The 16,277-nt window shown below is 35.8% G+C and carries 13 protein-coding genes; 2 read left to right on the forward strand and 11 right to left on the reverse strand.

The genetic code is table 11. From position 1 onward, the window contains the following. Positions 1–15 precede the first annotated feature (15 nt). The 5 genes from dnaG to AC4BC4_RS08200 form a co-directional block, all read right to left on the reverse strand. On the reverse strand, positions 16–1,920 hold the full coding sequence (dnaG, locus tag AC4BC4_RS08180; RefSeq protein ID WP_490475328.1) for a DNA primase: 1,905 nt from the start codon (positions 1,918–1,920) through the stop codon (positions 16–18). Positions 1,921–2,202: 282 nt separating this feature from the next. Next, positions 2,203–3,117 carry an SPFH domain-containing protein gene (locus AC4BC4_RS08185; RefSeq protein WP_438758790.1) on the reverse strand — a complete coding sequence of 305 codons (915 nt, stop codon included), beginning with the start codon at positions 3,115–3,117 and terminating at the stop codon, positions 2,203–2,205. 52 nt (positions 3,118–3,169) lie between these two features. Further along, on the reverse strand, positions 3,170–3,403 hold the full coding sequence (locus AC4BC4_RS08190; protein ID WP_438755948.1) for a hypothetical protein: 234 nt from the start codon (positions 3,401–3,403) through the stop codon (positions 3,170–3,172). Positions 3,404–3,440: 37 nt separating this feature from the next. Then, positions 3,441–5,777, reverse strand: coding sequence for a cation-translocating P-type ATPase (locus tag AC4BC4_RS08195; protein WP_490475329.1), 2,337 nt, complete (start codon positions 5,775–5,777; stop codon positions 3,441–3,443). Positions 5,778–5,920: 143 nt separating this feature from the next. Beyond that, entirely contained in the window at positions 5,921–6,538 is a 618-nt protein-coding gene (locus tag AC4BC4_RS08200) for a lysozyme family protein (RefSeq protein WP_490475330.1), read from the reverse strand. A 174-nt stretch (positions 6,539–6,712) separates the two neighbouring features. On the opposite strand from AC4BC4_RS08200, the gene AC4BC4_RS08205 reads away from it, so the two are divergent. Together AC4BC4_RS08205 and mprF are read left to right on the forward strand one after the other, a co-directional pair. Continuing rightward, a complete protein-coding gene (locus tag AC4BC4_RS08205; RefSeq protein ID WP_438755945.1) occupies positions 6,713–7,432 on the forward strand; it encodes an alpha/beta fold hydrolase in 720 nt (239 codons plus the stop codon). A gap of 10 nt (positions 7,433–7,442) precedes the next feature. Continuing rightward, on the forward strand, positions 7,443–10,031 hold the full coding sequence (mprF, locus tag AC4BC4_RS08210) for a bifunctional lysylphosphatidylglycerol flippase/synthetase MprF (RefSeq protein WP_490475331.1): 2,589 nt from the start codon (positions 7,443–7,445) through the stop codon (positions 10,029–10,031). A gap of 75 nt (positions 10,032–10,106) precedes the next feature. On the opposite strand, the gene AC4BC4_RS08215 is transcribed toward mprF, so the two are convergent. From AC4BC4_RS08215 to AC4BC4_RS08240, 6 genes are all read right to left on the reverse strand, one after another. Then, positions 10,107–10,979 (reverse strand): PhzF family phenazine biosynthesis protein, encoded by an 873-nt coding sequence (locus AC4BC4_RS08215; RefSeq protein WP_490475332.1) that lies wholly within the window; start codon positions 10,977–10,979, stop codon positions 10,107–10,109. Between the two features lie 107 nt (positions 10,980–11,086). Beyond that, positions 11,087–12,274: an elongation factor Tu gene (gene tuf / locus AC4BC4_RS08220; protein WP_490475333.1), complete on the reverse strand. Its 1,188-nt coding sequence runs from the start codon at positions 12,272–12,274 to the stop codon at positions 11,087–11,089. 293 nt (positions 12,275–12,567) lie between these two features. Next, complete coding sequence (locus AC4BC4_RS08225; RefSeq protein ID WP_490475334.1) at positions 12,568–12,729, reverse strand: hypothetical protein; 162 nt, start codon at positions 12,727–12,729, stop codon at positions 12,568–12,570. A 20-nt stretch (positions 12,730–12,749) separates the two neighbouring features. Then, positions 12,750–13,100 carry a hypothetical protein gene (locus AC4BC4_RS08230; RefSeq protein ID WP_490475335.1) on the reverse strand — a complete coding sequence of 117 codons (351 nt, stop codon included), beginning with the start codon at positions 13,098–13,100 and terminating at the stop codon, positions 12,750–12,752. A 335-nt stretch (positions 13,101–13,435) separates the two neighbouring features. After that, positions 13,436–15,415 (reverse strand): N-acetylglucosamine-specific PTS transporter subunit IIBC, encoded by a 1,980-nt coding sequence (gene nagE, locus AC4BC4_RS08235; RefSeq protein ID WP_490475336.1) that lies wholly within the window; start codon positions 15,413–15,415, stop codon positions 13,436–13,438. Positions 15,416–15,436: 21 nt separating this feature from the next. Continuing rightward, positions 15,437–16,270 carry a PRD domain-containing protein gene (locus tag AC4BC4_RS08240; RefSeq protein WP_490475337.1) on the reverse strand — a complete coding sequence of 278 codons (834 nt, stop codon included), beginning with the start codon at positions 16,268–16,270 and terminating at the stop codon, positions 15,437–15,439. Between the last annotated feature and the right edge of the window lie 7 nt (positions 16,271–16,277).

A 16,277-nucleotide genomic window follows, 5' to 3' on the forward strand; every position in this document is an offset into this window, starting at 1 on the left:
TGTCTAAAAGAATCATTAAGACGCTGTACGACTTTTTTGCAATTGTTTTACTAAGTTTACGACTTCGATTGCTAGTTCATCTACTAACTGCTTATTTCCAAGGCGTTCTGCCTCTTTTTTCTGCAGTTGTTTTTCTTTAATTTGATCTTCTAAGCTAGAATTTTCAATCACTTTTATGACATCAGCAATTTCACGCTCCGAACTTTCTTCAGAAATTATTTGCAAAGACACATCAATCGCTAACTTCTTAACCGCTTCTTCTTTGAGATAATCAATAAAATCAGCAAGTAAAAAGTCAGAATGAATGCTCATATAACTGTCCAATAATAAATAAAGTTCCTGATATTGGTCATGAGCAAAACTAAATTCTGATAGCTGAATCATTTGATTTCTGACGCTTTGTTCATTCATCAAACGATAAAGCAATGTACGCTCTGCTTTTTCTACTTGCGTCAAAGGCAACTTATTTTGCACTAAAGGAGCGGACATCTCTTCAGGCATTTCGGGTGGTTCAAGCATATCATCAAATTCATATAGTTGAGGTGCAGGCGTTGTTTGTTGCTGGCGTTCACGTCTTTTGGTTGAGCGTTGTTGTGTTTCTAATTGTTTTAGTTGCTCTTCTAAAGAATGAAAAGATAATTGGAATTCTTGTGCTAATTGATTTAAATAACGATCTCGCTCTAATGGCGACTGCACTAATATCAACTCTTGTAACAAATCGTTCACATAATCTAGTTGTTCTTTTTCGTTATTCATATTTCTAGTCAAACGATGATAGTGCATTTTAAAACTAAAAACTGTCTCTCGACCATGCAATGCTAACTCACGAAATGACTCGTCACCATATTTTCTCAAGTACTCGTCTGGATCCAATTTTTCTGGAATACTGACGATACTTAATTGAAAACGACTGTGCTCGCTTAACAAAGAAATCGCACGATTGGTCGCTTCTACTCCAGCTGTGTCACCATCGTAACAAACTACTAGTTCTTTCGCTACACGTTCGAGTTTACGGATCTGCTCATTGGTCAAACTAGTTCCCATCGACGCAACACCACTCGTGATACCCGCTTGCCAAGCTGCGATAACATCCATAAATCCTTCAAAAAGAAATACAGTATCTTCTTTACGGATTTCCTTACGAGCTTTATCAAAGTTAAATAAGGTATCTCTTTTATTAAACAAAACAGTTTCCGGACTATTTAGATATTTAGGCATATCATCACCCGAAAAATCTTCTGTTTTAAGTAATCTTCCTGAAAAAGCAATTATATTTCCACGATCGTCATTAATTGGAAACATGACACGCTGATAAAAACGATCCAAAAATTCACCGTTGTCTCTTTGGATAAACAATCCCGACTCTTTTGATAACTCTTCAGCAATTTCATCATTTTGAAATACTTGAGTCAAGAAATCACGCTTTTGAGGTGCGAACCCTATTTTGAATGTTTCGATCAGTTCTTTGGTCAATCCGCGCTCTAATAAATAATTCAACGCTGGCTCACCTATCTGTGTGTTCATCAAAACATGATGGTATAGATCCGCTGCCTTTTTATGCAGTTCAATTAATTTTCGATTTTGGAAATTTTCCGTCGAGTCAGACTCCATATTAACCCAATCGATATTGACAGGTATCTGTTCTAATTCAGCCACTCTTCTCACGGATTCCGGAAAATTGATTCCTTCTATTTCTTGCAGAAAATTAAAAACAGTTCCGCCTTTTCCGCAGCCAAAACAGTGAAAAATTTGTTTGTCTTCTGCTACTGAAAATGAAGGGGAACGTTCTTCATGAAACGGACATAAACCCATATAATTCTTGCCGGATTTTTTTAATTGAACATATTGTCCAACCACATCAACGATGTTCGTACGTTGTCGTACTTCCTCGATAACTTCTTGAGGAATTCTTTGTGCCACTGTTCTCACCTCCAAAAAATAGCTAAAAGCTAATTCATGCGATAGTCAGTAAAAAAGCACTGAAAGCTTCAGCGCGACTTTTAAAAGACACAATTACACATGTTTCATTGTATCATACTAATCATAATTTTCAAGTAAATTGCATTTTTATTTTCATAGCGAATGTATTTTAATGGGATTAGTTTACATAAAAATATTATGGTAACTTTATTTATCATAGATAAACAGAAAAAACAGACCACTATCATCTGTTTTTTCATCTATTAGCTATAAAGACTGAGATTACTTTCTCAGTTCATTGTGAGTCTCTTGAATTTTAGTATCTTGTGCCGTCCACAACTCCTTAACGACAGGGATATTTCCTAATTCAGTCATGTTACTTGGTAAGATCACTGTATTTGTGTCACTTCTGACAACTTGCTTAAATGCTTCAATTCCTAAATAAGCTAACGCTTGATCATTTAAGTCACTCTCTTTGATTGCTTGATTCAACGATAAAATACGTTGTCTCTCAGCTTCTGTTGTAATACGAATACGTTCTGCTTCCGCATCCGCATCAATTTTTGTTCGTTCTGCTCTCGCGTTTGCATCGATTTTTGTTTGCTTCGCTCTAGCTTCAGCGTCGATTTGCATTTGTGACGCATTTGCTTCTGAGTCCAAGATGATCGATTGTTTTCTACCTTCTGAAATCGTGATCGTCGATTCTTTATCTCGACTTGCCGTGATCAGTTTGTTCATTGAATTTACAATTTCATCTGACACAGAAATTTCGCCAATATTGATTCGGTCGATAGATAAACCGTAGCCGGCCGTGATGTCTTTGACACTTTCAAATAAACTTACATTAATCTCTTCTGTACCATTAAGCACTTCATTTAAGTCCATCTTCCCTATGATGCCGCGTAAATTTGACTGGCAATCTTGAATCATAGACGTAACTGAATCTTCATTATCATAAACGAACGCCCGAACATCTGTTACATGATATTTGATTGCTTCATCCACCTCAACAATTACATTATCACGTGTAATGACGCTTTGAGATTCAATTTCTAAAGGTGTTTGTTTTAAAGAAACGCGTCCCCTTACTTTGTATAGTACTGGAATCAGGAAATGAAGTCCAGGGTCGATTGTTTTAACATACTTACCAAAACTTTCAACTATTTTTACTTCACCTTGTTGGACAATAATGACCATTTTCGAGATAAGAATCAGAATCAAGACAAGAACAATAATAAAAATTAAACTATTAAGGATTATCAATATAATTCACATCACTTTCGAATAAATAGTTATTTACAGATACAAATAATTCTGTGCTGGAAAAATCTACGACCTCCAACATCGCCCCCTTTTCAGGGATGCCATTAATTACACGATACATATATGGACTGCCATAAATCCGTATGACACCATTAAAATTATCTGTAGCTGAGCGAAAACATTTCCCAATCGTTTTGCGCATTTGATATTCTCCACTCATAGATCCCCCTCCTTATTTTTATACTTTTCATCTCGTTTTAAAGATCCTTGATCGTTTTACCAGCTCGTTTCATTTGGAAAAGACCGATCATGATTCGAACCACAATATTAAATAGCATCATCACAGCAAAAATCGGTAATGTTTGGTGATTTAAAAATCCTACTTCTAAAATACTATGGAACAGCATTGCAGCAACATAAATACCACCAACAGTTGTAATAGCTAAGAAAATCCTTAATGGATTAAACGGCAAACACGCACGAACGACTGCCATACAACTAATACCGATCAATAAATAATACATCAATGTCGTTGTTTCCATTTGAGCGAACCCTTGATTTTGTCCCATCAAGTAAACAGCCACGATATTGAACACTACTAAAACTGCATTGACAGACGCATTTCTCAATGCTGTTGGTAAGAATTTTCCTTGTACTTTTCGTTTATCGCTTTCAAATGACAAGAAGAATGCCGGATATCCTTCAATTGCTAAATCGATCAAGGTGATTTGAATCGGAATGAAAGGAAATGCAATTGTCGTAATCACGCAGATCATCGATAAAATGAACGAATAAATTGTTTTTATAAAGAAAACACTCGCAACTTTGGTTACATTATTCACAACACGTCGACCTTCGAATAAGACATCGGGTAATGTCGTGAAATCAGAGTCCAATAACACTAAATTAGAAATTTGTCTCGTTGCCCCATCACCTTCTGCCATGGCAATGCTGCAATCTGCTTCTCTTAAAGCTAGAACATCATTAACGCCATCACCTGTCATCGCTACAACATGATCATTATCTTTTAATTCGCGAACGATCGTACGTTTTTGTTGGGGAGTTACACGACCAAAAACAGTATAATCATGAACTGCTCTACGCACGTCTTCTTCTGTTTCCATCGTGGACATATCAATATATGATTCATAGCCAAATAATCCGGCGCGACGCGCAATATTAGAAACCGTGACTGGGTTATCACCAGAAATAACTTTTAAATCGATTCCTTCTTCACGTAAATACGCTAACGTTTCATTAGCATTTTGACGAATTGGGTCATCGATTTCTACCACTGCTAATGGTTCTAAATAGGGCATATTTTCTTCATCTAATGGCGTATTTTCTGCAATTCCCAACATTAACACACGGTATCCGTTCTCTTGTGCATCAATCACTTCTTTTGGCAAACGCTCAGCTGCAACTAATTTTTCAGGCGCACCAAGATAAACTGTCCCGAGCTCTTTAAATTCAATCGCTCCCCATTTTCTTTCGGAAGAAAATGACAGCGTCTTAATAGCACCAAAACGGTTTGAAAGTTCAAAATAATCACGAATTGCTTGCATCGTAATGTTGTTATCTGTACTTTCTGCTAAATAGCTACCCATGATTTGCGAGAAATTTTCATGGTAATTTGGATGTAACACTTCAACTTTTTGAACTTTCATTTTACCTTCAGTGATTGTTCCAGTCTTATCTAAACAAAGTGTATCGACATGGGCTAATGTTTCAATTGAATACATATCTTGAACCAGAATACGTTTTTTGGCTAACTTTACAACCCCTGTTGTCAGCGTAATACTGATCAAGAGAACCAAGCCTTTTGGCAACATTCCAAGTAAAGCCGCTGCCGATGCCACTACCGATGCTTCTATACCAGAGTCACGTATCATAAAACTTTCTACAAACAAAATGATCCCCAAGGGAATAATCACAACGCTCGTAAATTTCGATACTTTACGAATCGAATTAACTAATTCAGACTGAATTGGTTTATGAACTTTTGCTTCAGCTGTGATCTTAACCGCGTAATTATCTGCCCCGACATGAATCACTTTTCCATACACTTGACCACTTGCTAGAAAACTACCAGATAATAAAACGTCACCTTCCGTTTTTTCGATCAAATCTGATTCACCAGTTAGCAATGCTTCATTAGCTTCTGCTTTTCCATCTAATACTTCCATATCAGACGGAACTTGTTCCCCCGCAGAGATCAAAACGATATCATCTATTACTAATTCTTTTGTATCGATTTCTACCTCTTTACCGTCACGAATAACATGAACGCTTTCTTTAGCGACAATCGATAATTTCTGTACTAAGTTTCTAGCATGGATTTCTTGATAGATCCCCATTCCCATATTCACTAATATAATGGCTAAAAAGGCTAAATTGGAGTAGGCTCCAACAAAAAGAAGACAAAGTGCGATTCCAAAGTTTAAAAAGTTAAACAATGTCATTACGTTATCATAGATAATGGCCTTTGTGGATTTAGCGACATTCTCTTCGTAGTCGTTCTGTAATCCCTGTTTTTTTCGTTCTTCTACCTCTAATTGAGTCAATCCTTGTTTTAGATCAAACTTATTTGTCATGGATTTGATTCCCTACTTTCTCATTGTTAAAAATACATCTTCCTTAGTTTACTTGTTAATAGAAAGAACTTCAAGAAAATCCTTAAGAATTCGTACTAATTCATATACGATAATTCTTAAGGATCGGTATTTTTATATTAACTTTATTTTAACCACTTAATAAACTGTTCGTTCATTCTTACCAAATCAGCATAAAACATGTTTCCTCCATTACTATATAAAAATCCTCCATTATAAAGCAATGCCTGCGGACGATTATAACGGTATGTTTTTTGTTCCGTATTTCCAAGCAATGGTGACAGTACTTCTTTTGAATACTTTTCTGCTAGACGAATCGAATTTTTCCCGCCGCGTTCTTTCACAAATTGAATATAATCTAACCCAAAATTATACGCTTGAACAGCTGTCCAAATATCACAACCTGCTTCATTGGCTTGATCGATCGATTGGGCTAGAAAGGCCACTCCATTATCAATGCTTTCTTTGGTTGTTCCGATCATATGCCGCTCGCCATATGCACTCTCACTACTTTGCATCAAGTCCTCTGTACGACCTTTTGATTCAGTATAAATAATAGCTAAAACTAAATTTTTGTACTCTGGAATATTATTCTCTTTCACTGCTTGTTCCACTTCATCCTCGTAGGTCATCACCTGCTGAACGTTTTGGCGAATCTTAAAACCAAAATAACCTAAACCAATAAGCAGTAATAGTAAAAACAAAAGTAACAATCTTTTTACGATTTTCATCCATGTGCCCATCTTATCATCCAACCTTTTTATAAGTAGATTTCATCATACTTTATTATTTAAAAAAAATCTAAAAAAAGAGTCATTCTTTAGTATTCTTTAATAAAAATTTGAAATACTATTTAACCATTTTAGTTTGAAATCTAATTAAAAACAGATATACTAAGGAAGTCAGGTGGTATGGATATGGAAAAACAAAAAAAATTACTAATAGCTGTTGATAATAGTTTTATTTATTATGAAATATCAGGTACAGGTTTTCCCCTGTTTCTCCTTCATGGAAATGGTGGAAGTGGAAAATATTTTGAGAAACAAGTTCCTGAATTCAGTCGCCACTTTACTGTTTTTACAATTGACAGCCGAGGACATGCTCGTTCAACAAATAATAGTAACATCCTCTCCTTTGATCAAATGGCAGAAGATATTTATTTAATTATGCAACAAGAACACATTACACAAGCAAATATCGTTGGCTTTAGTGATGGTGCGAACTTGGCAATGGTTTTTGCAAAAAAACATCCTGAAATGGTTCATCGTTTAGTTTTGAACGCTGGCAATACCGAGGTTGAAGGAGTCCATTTACCGATAAGATTGATTACATCCATTCAATCTATTTTTTTTAAACTTTTTGCATTATTCAGTAAAAAAGCGCAGCGACAATTACTTCTCACTCGCTTAATGACGCACGACATTGGTGTTTCTAGGTCTGATTTACGGAAACTAACAGCCAAGACCTTAGTGATTGTTGGTAAATACGATATCATCAAACGCTCTCATTCAATTTATTTGGCAAAAAATATTCCGAACGCTTCATTTGTTTTAATTCCGAAACAAGGACATTCTTTTGCAAAAAAAGATCCAAAAACATTCAATCGAGAAATTTTAAAATTTTTACAAGAAAAGTAGGTGCTATTAAATGAAAAAATTGCTTCAATGGGTTAAAGATCGTATGAGCTATTTTAAAACTATTTTTATTTTTTCAATTGTTATTATTGTTTTACGTGAATTACTCTCTATCGGCAAAACAATCTCATTCAAACAGCTTGGGGATATTTTTCAAGATATTGCTATTTGGAAAATTGGGTTGATGTTGCTGATCGGTCTGATTGCTGTCATTCCGATGATTGGATATGACGTGATTCTGAATAAGATTTTAGATCAAAAACCAAAAAAATCTTTTCTTATAGAAACCAGCTGGATGATCAACACGATCAATAATATTGCTGGATTCGGCGGTTTAGTCAGTATCGGATTACGCTCAGAATTTTATGGCAAAGAAAAAGATGGCAAAATGGTGGTTAAAGCACTCTCGAAAATTCTGATTTTTCTTATGTCAGGTCTATCTATATATAGTTTGATTGCTTTTTTCTTAGTGACGTTTGGCCATACAAATGATTACCTTCAACAGTATTGGATTTGGCTTATCGGAGGAGGTTTATACTTCCCAGTCGTTTTAATCACAAGTTTGATCAGAAAAGACGAATATATCGGTGATATTAATAATCAAACACGGTTTGGACTTATTTTAACTTCATTTTTAGAATGGACTGGTGTTGTAGGAAGCTTTTTACTGATTGGTATCTTAATGGGAATAAACATGAACCCTATTCAAATCATTCCTCTTTTTATAGCCGCTTCAGTGATCGGGATCGTCTCAATGATTCCAGGTGAACTTGGGAGTTTCGATATTATGATGATCCTTGGCTTATCAGCTTTGGGGATTAATCGAGAAGTTGCAGTCGCTTGGATTTTACTTTATCGTTTATTTTATTATATAGTACCATTTATTATTGGAACCATCTTCTTTATAAAAAATCTAAGTCATGTTTTAAATAAACGCTATGCTGGAATTCCAAGAGAATTAACGACAGCATTAGCACATAAAATCGTTGTTTTTCTCATGTATTTTTCGGGTATTATGATCGTACTTTCGGCTACAATTCCAGAAGCATTCAGTCAGTTTGAGTGGTTAACACGATTAAACCCACTTTCATTTCATATTATCACGCAACTCCCTGCTATTTTATTGGGTTTTTTATTGCTGATTATGGGAAGAGGGATTGCTGCCAGAGTCAAACGGGCTTATCTACCAACTATCGCTTTAATTCTAATAACGTTGATTTATACTTTTATTAAAGATTTCAGTTGGGGGATCATTTTATTTCTCACTCTTCTACTGATAATCGTCATCTTTTCTAAAGGAGAACTATTCAGAGAACAATTGGTCTATTCTTGGGAAATGGTCACTATTGACGGTATTATTTTTCTTGCATTAACTATTTTATACATTGTGATCGGTGTTTATAATTTACCCACATTCCCGCATCATAAACATCACTTTATATCATTCTTTTTCTTTCCATCAGAAAAAATTTGGTTTTCAGGCTTTATGGGAATTTTGTTAGTGACGTTGTTTAGTTATTTGTTCATCCGATATCTAGAAGGTAACCGTCACAAAATCGGTACTTTACTAGACGATGATCGTGCGCTTACTCTTTTGAATACGTATGGTGGAAATACCGATAGTCAGCTGATTTTTCTAAAAGACAAAGATATGTACATTTATACAAATCAAGATAATGAAGATACTGTGTTATTACAGTTTAAAACACTTAATAATAAGTGTGTCGTCATGGGAGATCCTTCTGGTAAAAAAGAAGACTTTCCAGCAGCTATGGAACAATTCATTAACGAAGCTGATCGCTTTGGCTATCTTCCTGTTTTCTATGAAGCATCTGAAGAAATCGTGATGTTTTTACATGAATTTGGTTATGATTTTATCAAAATGGGAGAAGAAGCCCATGTGGACTTACCTAATTTTACGTTATCTGGGAAGAAGATGAAAAGTGAACGAGCGGTTATGAATCGTTTTAAAAAAGAAAATTATCAATTTGAAGTGCTACAACCTCCTTTTTCAGCAGAGTTGATACAAGAACTAAAATTAGTCTCTGACGAATGGTTAGGTAACCGAAAGGAAAAAGGCTTCTCATTAGGGTTCTTCTCTGAAAGCTATTTACAACGCGGAAAAATAGCGGTTGCTAAAAACCAAGACAATCGAATTGTAGCATTTGCTAACATTATGCCCACTTATACCAAAGAAGAAGGCACGATTGATTTAATGAGATACAGTAAAGAAGCCCCATCTGGTGTTATGGATTATTTGTTTATCTCGTTATTTAGCTATATGAATGATGAAGAACTCACATACTTTAATTTAGGAATGGCCCCACTATCTAATGTTGGAACATCCAGAAAAAGTTTTATTCAAGAACGAATTGCTTATCTCGTTTATGAATTTGGATCACGCTTTTATTCGTTTCGAGGACTACGTGATTATAAAGAAAAATATGCTACAGAGTGGGTCTCTAGATACACGTTATACTCGCGAGACAGCTTTATTGCGTATGTAATGATCGCATTATTGATCATAGATAATGCTCCGATCGAAAAACAGAAGAAGGTTCATGGTGTTCGTCGGATTCTTATAAATAGATATCATCGATAAGTCAACAGATTTTCTTCCATCATGTATAGAAAAGAGGATACTACACGCACTTATCAGTGTGTGTAGCATCCTCTTTTATTTTGTTATTAGTTCAAATTTATCATTAAGACAGGCTGTTCCTGAAATACTGATCTGATGTAACTTTCGGCAATCTCTTATAGCACGAACTGAAACAATTCCTTCTCTTTTTACATGTTTTCCTTGAGAAACACGGATTTCTTTACTTTTTTTCTCTATATAAATATGATTTAACGCATAAGCACCCATTACCCCTGAAGCGGTTCCTGTCACTGAGTCTTCCATTGTTCCAGAAAAAGGAGACGAAAAATGCCGTGCTGTAAAAATCCCATCTTGTTTCGAAACAATCGCAAAAGGATGAACAGAAGACTTTGGCATTTCCTTTAAAATAGCTGGAAAAGTTTCCGAATTTGGCTTCATCTTATCCAAAACTGCTTCATTCCTCACTGGAATAAGTAATGTCCACGACCCTGTGTTCCCATATTGGATCGGCAACTTAAGGTGTAGATCTTCTAGTTGAATTCCTATACTTTTACAAAGGGCTACCTTGTCACCTGAAAACTCAATAAACGTTGGTTCTGCTTGCTTCATTATGATTCTTTGTATTTCATCATCATATATAATCGGTAAAATACCTGCACCTGTTTCAATCTGCAGCTGACGATCACCTTTTCCATTAAACAAAGCAAATATTGCGCCAATCGTTGCATGTCCGCAAAGTGGTGTTTCATGACCAGGCGTAAAATACCTTAATTTGATAGCGGCAGCATCACTTTTACAAACAAAAACAGTTTCATTAAAACCAACTTTTTTTGCAATTTTTTGCATTTCTTCTGTAGTAAACTTATCTCCATCCAATACAACACCTGCTGGATTTCCTTGACCTGGGATTTGTGTAAATGCATCTACCCTCAAAACATTACATCTCATCTATTTTTCCCCCCACCCTTTTTCCAACTAGTATAGCACAGATAAATCACTAATAATTTATGTAAAAAAAAGAACCTCTGATCAATCGTATCAGAAATTCTTTTTTGTTATTTTTCTATTTCAGTAACAATACCCGAACCTACAGTCCGTCCACCTTCTCGAATGGAGAAAGTTGTTCCTTGTTCAACTGCAATTGGATGAATCAATTCAACATCGATTGTTACATTATCTCCTGGCATAACCATTTCAACGTCATTCGGCAATTCAATAATCCCTGTTACATCCGTTGTCCGGAAATAAAATTGTGGGCGATAATTTGTGAAAAATGGTGTGTGTCTCCCCCCTTCTTCCTTTGTTAATACATAAACTTCAGCAACAAATTTTGTGTGCGGAGTGATCGATCCAGTTTTTGCAATGACTTGTCCGCGTTCTATTTCATCCCGAGTGATCCCTCGTAAAAGAATTCCGACATTATCCCCTGCTTCACCTTTATCTAATGTTTTACGAAACATTTCAATACCCGTAACTACTGCTTTTTGTGTGTCAGGTTTAATACCGACAATTTCGATTTCGTCTCCAACGCTTACTTTCCCTCGATCAATACGACCAGATGCAACGGTCCCTCGACCAGTAATTGAAAATACATCTTCTATTGGTAACAATAAAGGTTTGTCCGTATCTCTTTCTGGCGTAGGAATATATTCATCCACCGTGTCCATTAATTCCATAATGACCTCTTCAGCAGCCGAGTCCCCTTCTATAGCTTTCAATGCAGAACCTTTGATAATGGGTGTAGCGTCACCTGGAAAATGATATTCGTTTAACAACTCCCGAATTTCCAGTTCTACTAAGTCGATTAATTCATCATCGTCTACTAAATCGACTTTATTAAGAAATACTACCAAGTATTTTACCCCTACTTGACGCGATAATAAGATGTGCTCTCTTGTTTGTGGCATCGGTCCATCTGTTGCTGATACAACTAAGATTGCACCGTCCATTTGAGCTGCACCAGTGATCATATTCTTCACATAATCCGCATGTCCTGGTGCATCGATATGTGCATAATGTCTTGACTCAGTTTCATATTCCACATGTGATGTATTGATTGTAATACCTCGTTCACGTTCTTCTGGCGCTGCATCAATACTAGCATAGTCTTGCGGGTTTGCTAGGCCTTTTTTTCCTAATACTGTTGTGATTGCAGCAGTCAATGTTGTTTTGCCGTGATCGACATGCCCAATTGTGCCGATATTTACATGTGGTTTACTTCTGTCATAATGTTGTTTTTCCATAATTTACAAACCTCCTATTTTGTTTAAAAGTCATGTAGACAATCAGTTGATAATTGACCATTACTGACCTTTATAATGCCATTATATCTCTTTTAAACAGTTGTGCAACTTATTTGCTTACTAATTGTAAGTATGCGGAAAATGATAAACACAAAAGAGACTAGGGTATAACTCAACGAGTTATACCCTAGTCTTAAGAAATCCGAATAAACGGTTGGAACAGAAGCAACGCCCTCTTATTCCTCGAGTTAAACACTTCAGTCTCATCCTCGAGTATTACAATCATACATTACTCACTTTTCATAAAACTGATCCATCTTATGTTCAACAGCTTCACCGCATACATTCGCAAATTCTGCTGACAGTCGTCGAAGCTCTATTGCATCTTCCAATGAAATATCTTCAGTTCGAAACTTTTGGATAAGTCCTACTAATCGTTCTGTATGTTCGTTCATGCCACTACCACCTCTTTTTCTCAATCAATCACTTGCTCATATATTGTTTCATCATAAACTGTTAAAATGAATTTTTCTTTATAAGATTTTGTTGTCTCTTTTATTGATTCTATCAAGTGAGATTCGCAATCAATATAAAGGATGATTGCTTCAAAGCGATCTTTTGTCTCTTTTAAAAAGCGTGTTAAATCCTCAATGGTGCTTTGCTTGGTCATTGTTTCATAAGCAGGAATTTGCTTTGCTCGAATAAAATTATGGGGAATTCCTCCAGAATAGCCAATAATTGCGATTTTTTTCCCCGTGTGCTCTTTTTTTACTAATTCCCAAATTTTATCAATTTTTCTTGGATTATTTCCTTTAATTATAATCATGTGATTCTGCTCCTTCTATTCATCATATTAACTCAATATGACACAAAGAAACCGTATGATCATCAACTGGCACTTCTTTGTGTCCAGCTTTATTCATGCAAGGTAATCTCCTCCTAAATTTAAAAGCTGAACAGACTCACACCACTTTAACTGAAAAATAGGATAAAAAGAAACTAGCGTTTTGCTCGCAATCGATTTTTATCTTTTTTCTGACGAGTTGGCCTTTACAGCTAGATAACCTAATACAAGTACATTCTAACCATATCATAGAAAAAAAATAAAGCAACTATAGAAAAAAACTACCTAAGAATTTCTCTTAGATAGCTTTTAATCTACTATTTTACAATTACTTTACCAATAGAATCATTAGCTGAAGTTGATTGATTTGATTTAACTAAATCATAATTTTCAACGACATCTTGGTTTGTAAAGACAACGATCAAATCAGATTTTTTACCCGCTGCGTCTAAAGCCGCTAGGTCGATCGTCGCAATTTTGTCACCTTTTTTCAAAATTTGACCTTCTTCAACATCTAAAGTAAATGGAGCACCTTGCAGCTCAACAGTATCCAAGCCCATGTGTAACAATACTTCAATGCCAGATTCTGTCTGAATCCCTAAAGCGTGTTTTGTTGGGAAAATACTTGTGACTTTACCTGCTACTGGCGTGTAAACTTCACCATCACTCGGTATAACTGCAAATCCGTCACCCATCATTTTTGCTGAAAAAACATCATCTTGAACATCTGAAATTGGAATAACCTTACCGTTTGCAACAGCGTACAACTCAGTTTCTTTTACAGACGCTTTTGGTGCTACTTCGACTTCAGACTCTACTACAGTTTGACTTGTAACAGGTGCTGCACCATTACGTATTTTATTCATTTCATCTGCTACAAATTGTACTTCGGTCCCTACTATCACTTGAATATTTGTATCATCGATAACTTTAACGCCTGGAACCCCAGTTGCTTTTATTTTTGCTTGATCAACTTTTCCAGTGTCACTAACAGTTAAACGTAAACGAGTTGTACAGTTATCGATTGACGTAACATTAGCATCGCCACCAAGACCTTGATAAATTTTGTTTGCTAAAACCGCAAATTTATTATCACCAGTTGTGTCGATATCTGGTGTTACTTCGTCTTCACCTTCTTCGCGACCTGGAGTCATCAAGTTGAATTTTTTGATTGCAAAATCAAATACGAAGAAGTAAAGAACTGCCATCACTAACCCTTGAACAAGTAACATATACGGTTGATTTGCGATTGGGTTGCGTAAACTTAAAACAAAATCGACTAATCCTGCACTGAAAGCAAAACCTGCTGTCCAGTGGAAAAGTGCAGAAATAAATAGTGAAATTCCTGTCAAAACAGCATGTAAAACATATAATGGCCATGCAACGAACATAAATGAGAATTCTAATGGTTCAGTAATACCAGTGAAGAAAGATGCAAATGCTGCTGCGATCATTAATGATGCAGTCGCTTTTTTCTTTTCAGGACGAGCATTACGGTAAATTGCATAAGCTCCTGCTGGTAAACCAAACATCATCATTGGGAAGAAACCAGCTTGATACATACCAGTAACTCCTTTTTCCCCAGTACCAGATAAGAAGTTCCCGATATCATTGATCCCAGCTACGTCAAACCAGAATACTGAGTTTAACGCATGATGCAACCCTGTTGGAATCAGCAAACGGTTAAAGAAGCCATAAAGTCCAGCACCGACAGCGCCTAATTTAGAAATAGCTTCACCAAAACTTACTAATCCAGAGAACACAACTGGCCAAATGAAAAATAATACGCCAGAAGCGACTAACATCGCTAATGCAGTCATAATTGGAACCAGTCGCTTACCACTAAAGAAAGATAATGCCATCGGTAATTTTACCTGACTAAATCGATTATACATTGCAGCTGCAATTAATCCTGACAAAATCCCGATAAATGCATTACCGATTTTAGCAAAAGAAGGATCTACTTCTTCAATCGGAATACCTTGCATTGCACCAACAGTTGCAGTTGAAAGTAATGTGGTTACTACTAAGAAGGCAACTAAACCACTAAGAGCCGCTGCACCGTCTTTATCTTTAGACATTCCTAATGCTAAACCGACCGCAAATAAAACTGGTAAATTATCAATAATCGCACCACCTGCTTTAACTAAAAAGACAGATAGAAAATTCGGATCTCCTAAACCAGTCATTACGTTAGGATCAATCCAATACCCAATACCCATTAAAATCGCTGCAGCTGGTAATACGGCTACAGGAAGCATCAATGAGCGTCCCATTCTTTGCATATATGCTTTCATTTTTATCTCTTCCTTTGTCTTTTATTTGATCATCTTAAGCCGTTCGATATGAATAGCCAGATAACCTAATTCTTCATTTGGTACTTGGTAGTGAAAATTCCTCATTAACAAAACTTGAACTTTTTTCGATATTTCGTAACTTTCCGCATACTTTTTACGAACAATATCTAAAATCTCATCATCTAAAACAGCATACTGACTTTGTTGGAAACGGTGAATAAATAAGCGTAGGTGATTGACCAATCGTGAATAACTCAAACTCATTTTTTCATCATGAATATTGATCCCTAATTCTTGCTCTATCAAATGAATAATTTCTGAAACAATGGTAACTTCACGAATACTTTTACTATTATCCGTTCGTCCACTACGAGCACTATGAATATGGATTGCAATATAACCCGCTTCGTCATAACTAAAAGGTATCTCCAATGTTTGTGTCAAATAATCGACTGCCCATTGCGCTATCGAAAACTCTTCACTGTAAAGAATCTCAATTTCATGCAAAAGTTTGTTTCTCACAATGATATTGTTTTGAATATTCTCTGCGGCAAAGGCAATATGATCACTTAACCCAATATTGATATGTTCATTCAATTTTTCTCCAAGTACAATCTCTGCATGCGCAATAATTTCCTCTGTAACAAAAAAATATTTTTCATCAATTTGTGATAATAAAACTTGGAGCTTCTTCAAGCCTTCTGGTTCCATTACAAACATTCGTTCCACTTGTTGTGGAAATAACAAATCATTTTTCTTTTTGTTAAAACCTACGCCTTTACCAACTGCTACTTTTTCCTGCCCAGCGTCAACGACGAGCACAGCATTTTGATTAAGTACTTTTTTGATTTTCATAAACATT

The organism is Enterococcus sp. AMC1086, assembly GCF_058216575.1.

Excerpts from the sequence above, each read along its gene's own strand:
- nagE (WP_490475336.1), bottom strand. The coding sequence starts at position 15,415 with ATGAAAGCATATATGCAAAGAATGGGACGCTCATTGATGCTTCCTGTA.
- AC4BC4_RS08215 (WP_490475332.1), bottom strand. The coding sequence starts at position 10,979 with ATGAGATGTAATGTTTTGAGGGTAGATGCATTTACACAAATCCCAGGT.
- AC4BC4_RS08240 (WP_490475337.1), bottom strand. The coding sequence starts at position 16,270 with ATGAAAATCAAAAAAGTACTTAATCAAAATGCTGTGCTCGTCGTTGAC.
- AC4BC4_RS08190 (WP_438755948.1), bottom strand. The coding sequence starts at position 3,403 with ATGAGTGGAGAATATCAAATGCGCAAAACGATTGGGAAATGTTTTCGC.
- AC4BC4_RS08205 (WP_438755945.1), top strand. The coding sequence starts at position 6,713 with ATGGAAAAACAAAAAAAATTACTAATAGCTGTTGATAATAGTTTTATT.
- AC4BC4_RS08225 (WP_490475334.1), bottom strand. The coding sequence starts at position 12,729 with ATGAACGAACATACAGAACGATTAGTAGGACTTATCCAAAAGTTTCGA.
- AC4BC4_RS08230 (WP_490475335.1), bottom strand. The coding sequence starts at position 13,100 with ATGATTATAATTAAAGGAAATAATCCAAGAAAAATTGATAAAATTTGG.
- AC4BC4_RS08200 (WP_490475330.1), bottom strand. The coding sequence starts at position 6,538 with ATGGGCACATGGATGAAAATCGTAAAAAGATTGTTACTTTTGTTTTTA.
- AC4BC4_RS08195 (WP_490475329.1), bottom strand. The coding sequence starts at position 5,777 with ATGACAAATAAGTTTGATCTAAAACAAGGATTGACTCAATTAGAGGTA.
- mprF (WP_490475331.1), top strand. The coding sequence starts at position 7,443 with ATGAAAAAATTGCTTCAATGGGTTAAAGATCGTATGAGCTATTTTAAA.
- AC4BC4_RS08185 (WP_438758790.1), bottom strand. The coding sequence starts at position 3,117 with ATGGTCATTATTGTCCAACAAGGTGAAGTAAAAATAGTTGAAAGTTTT.
- tuf (WP_490475333.1), bottom strand. The coding sequence starts at position 12,274 with ATGGAAAAACAACATTATGACAGAAGTAAACCACATGTAAATATCGGC.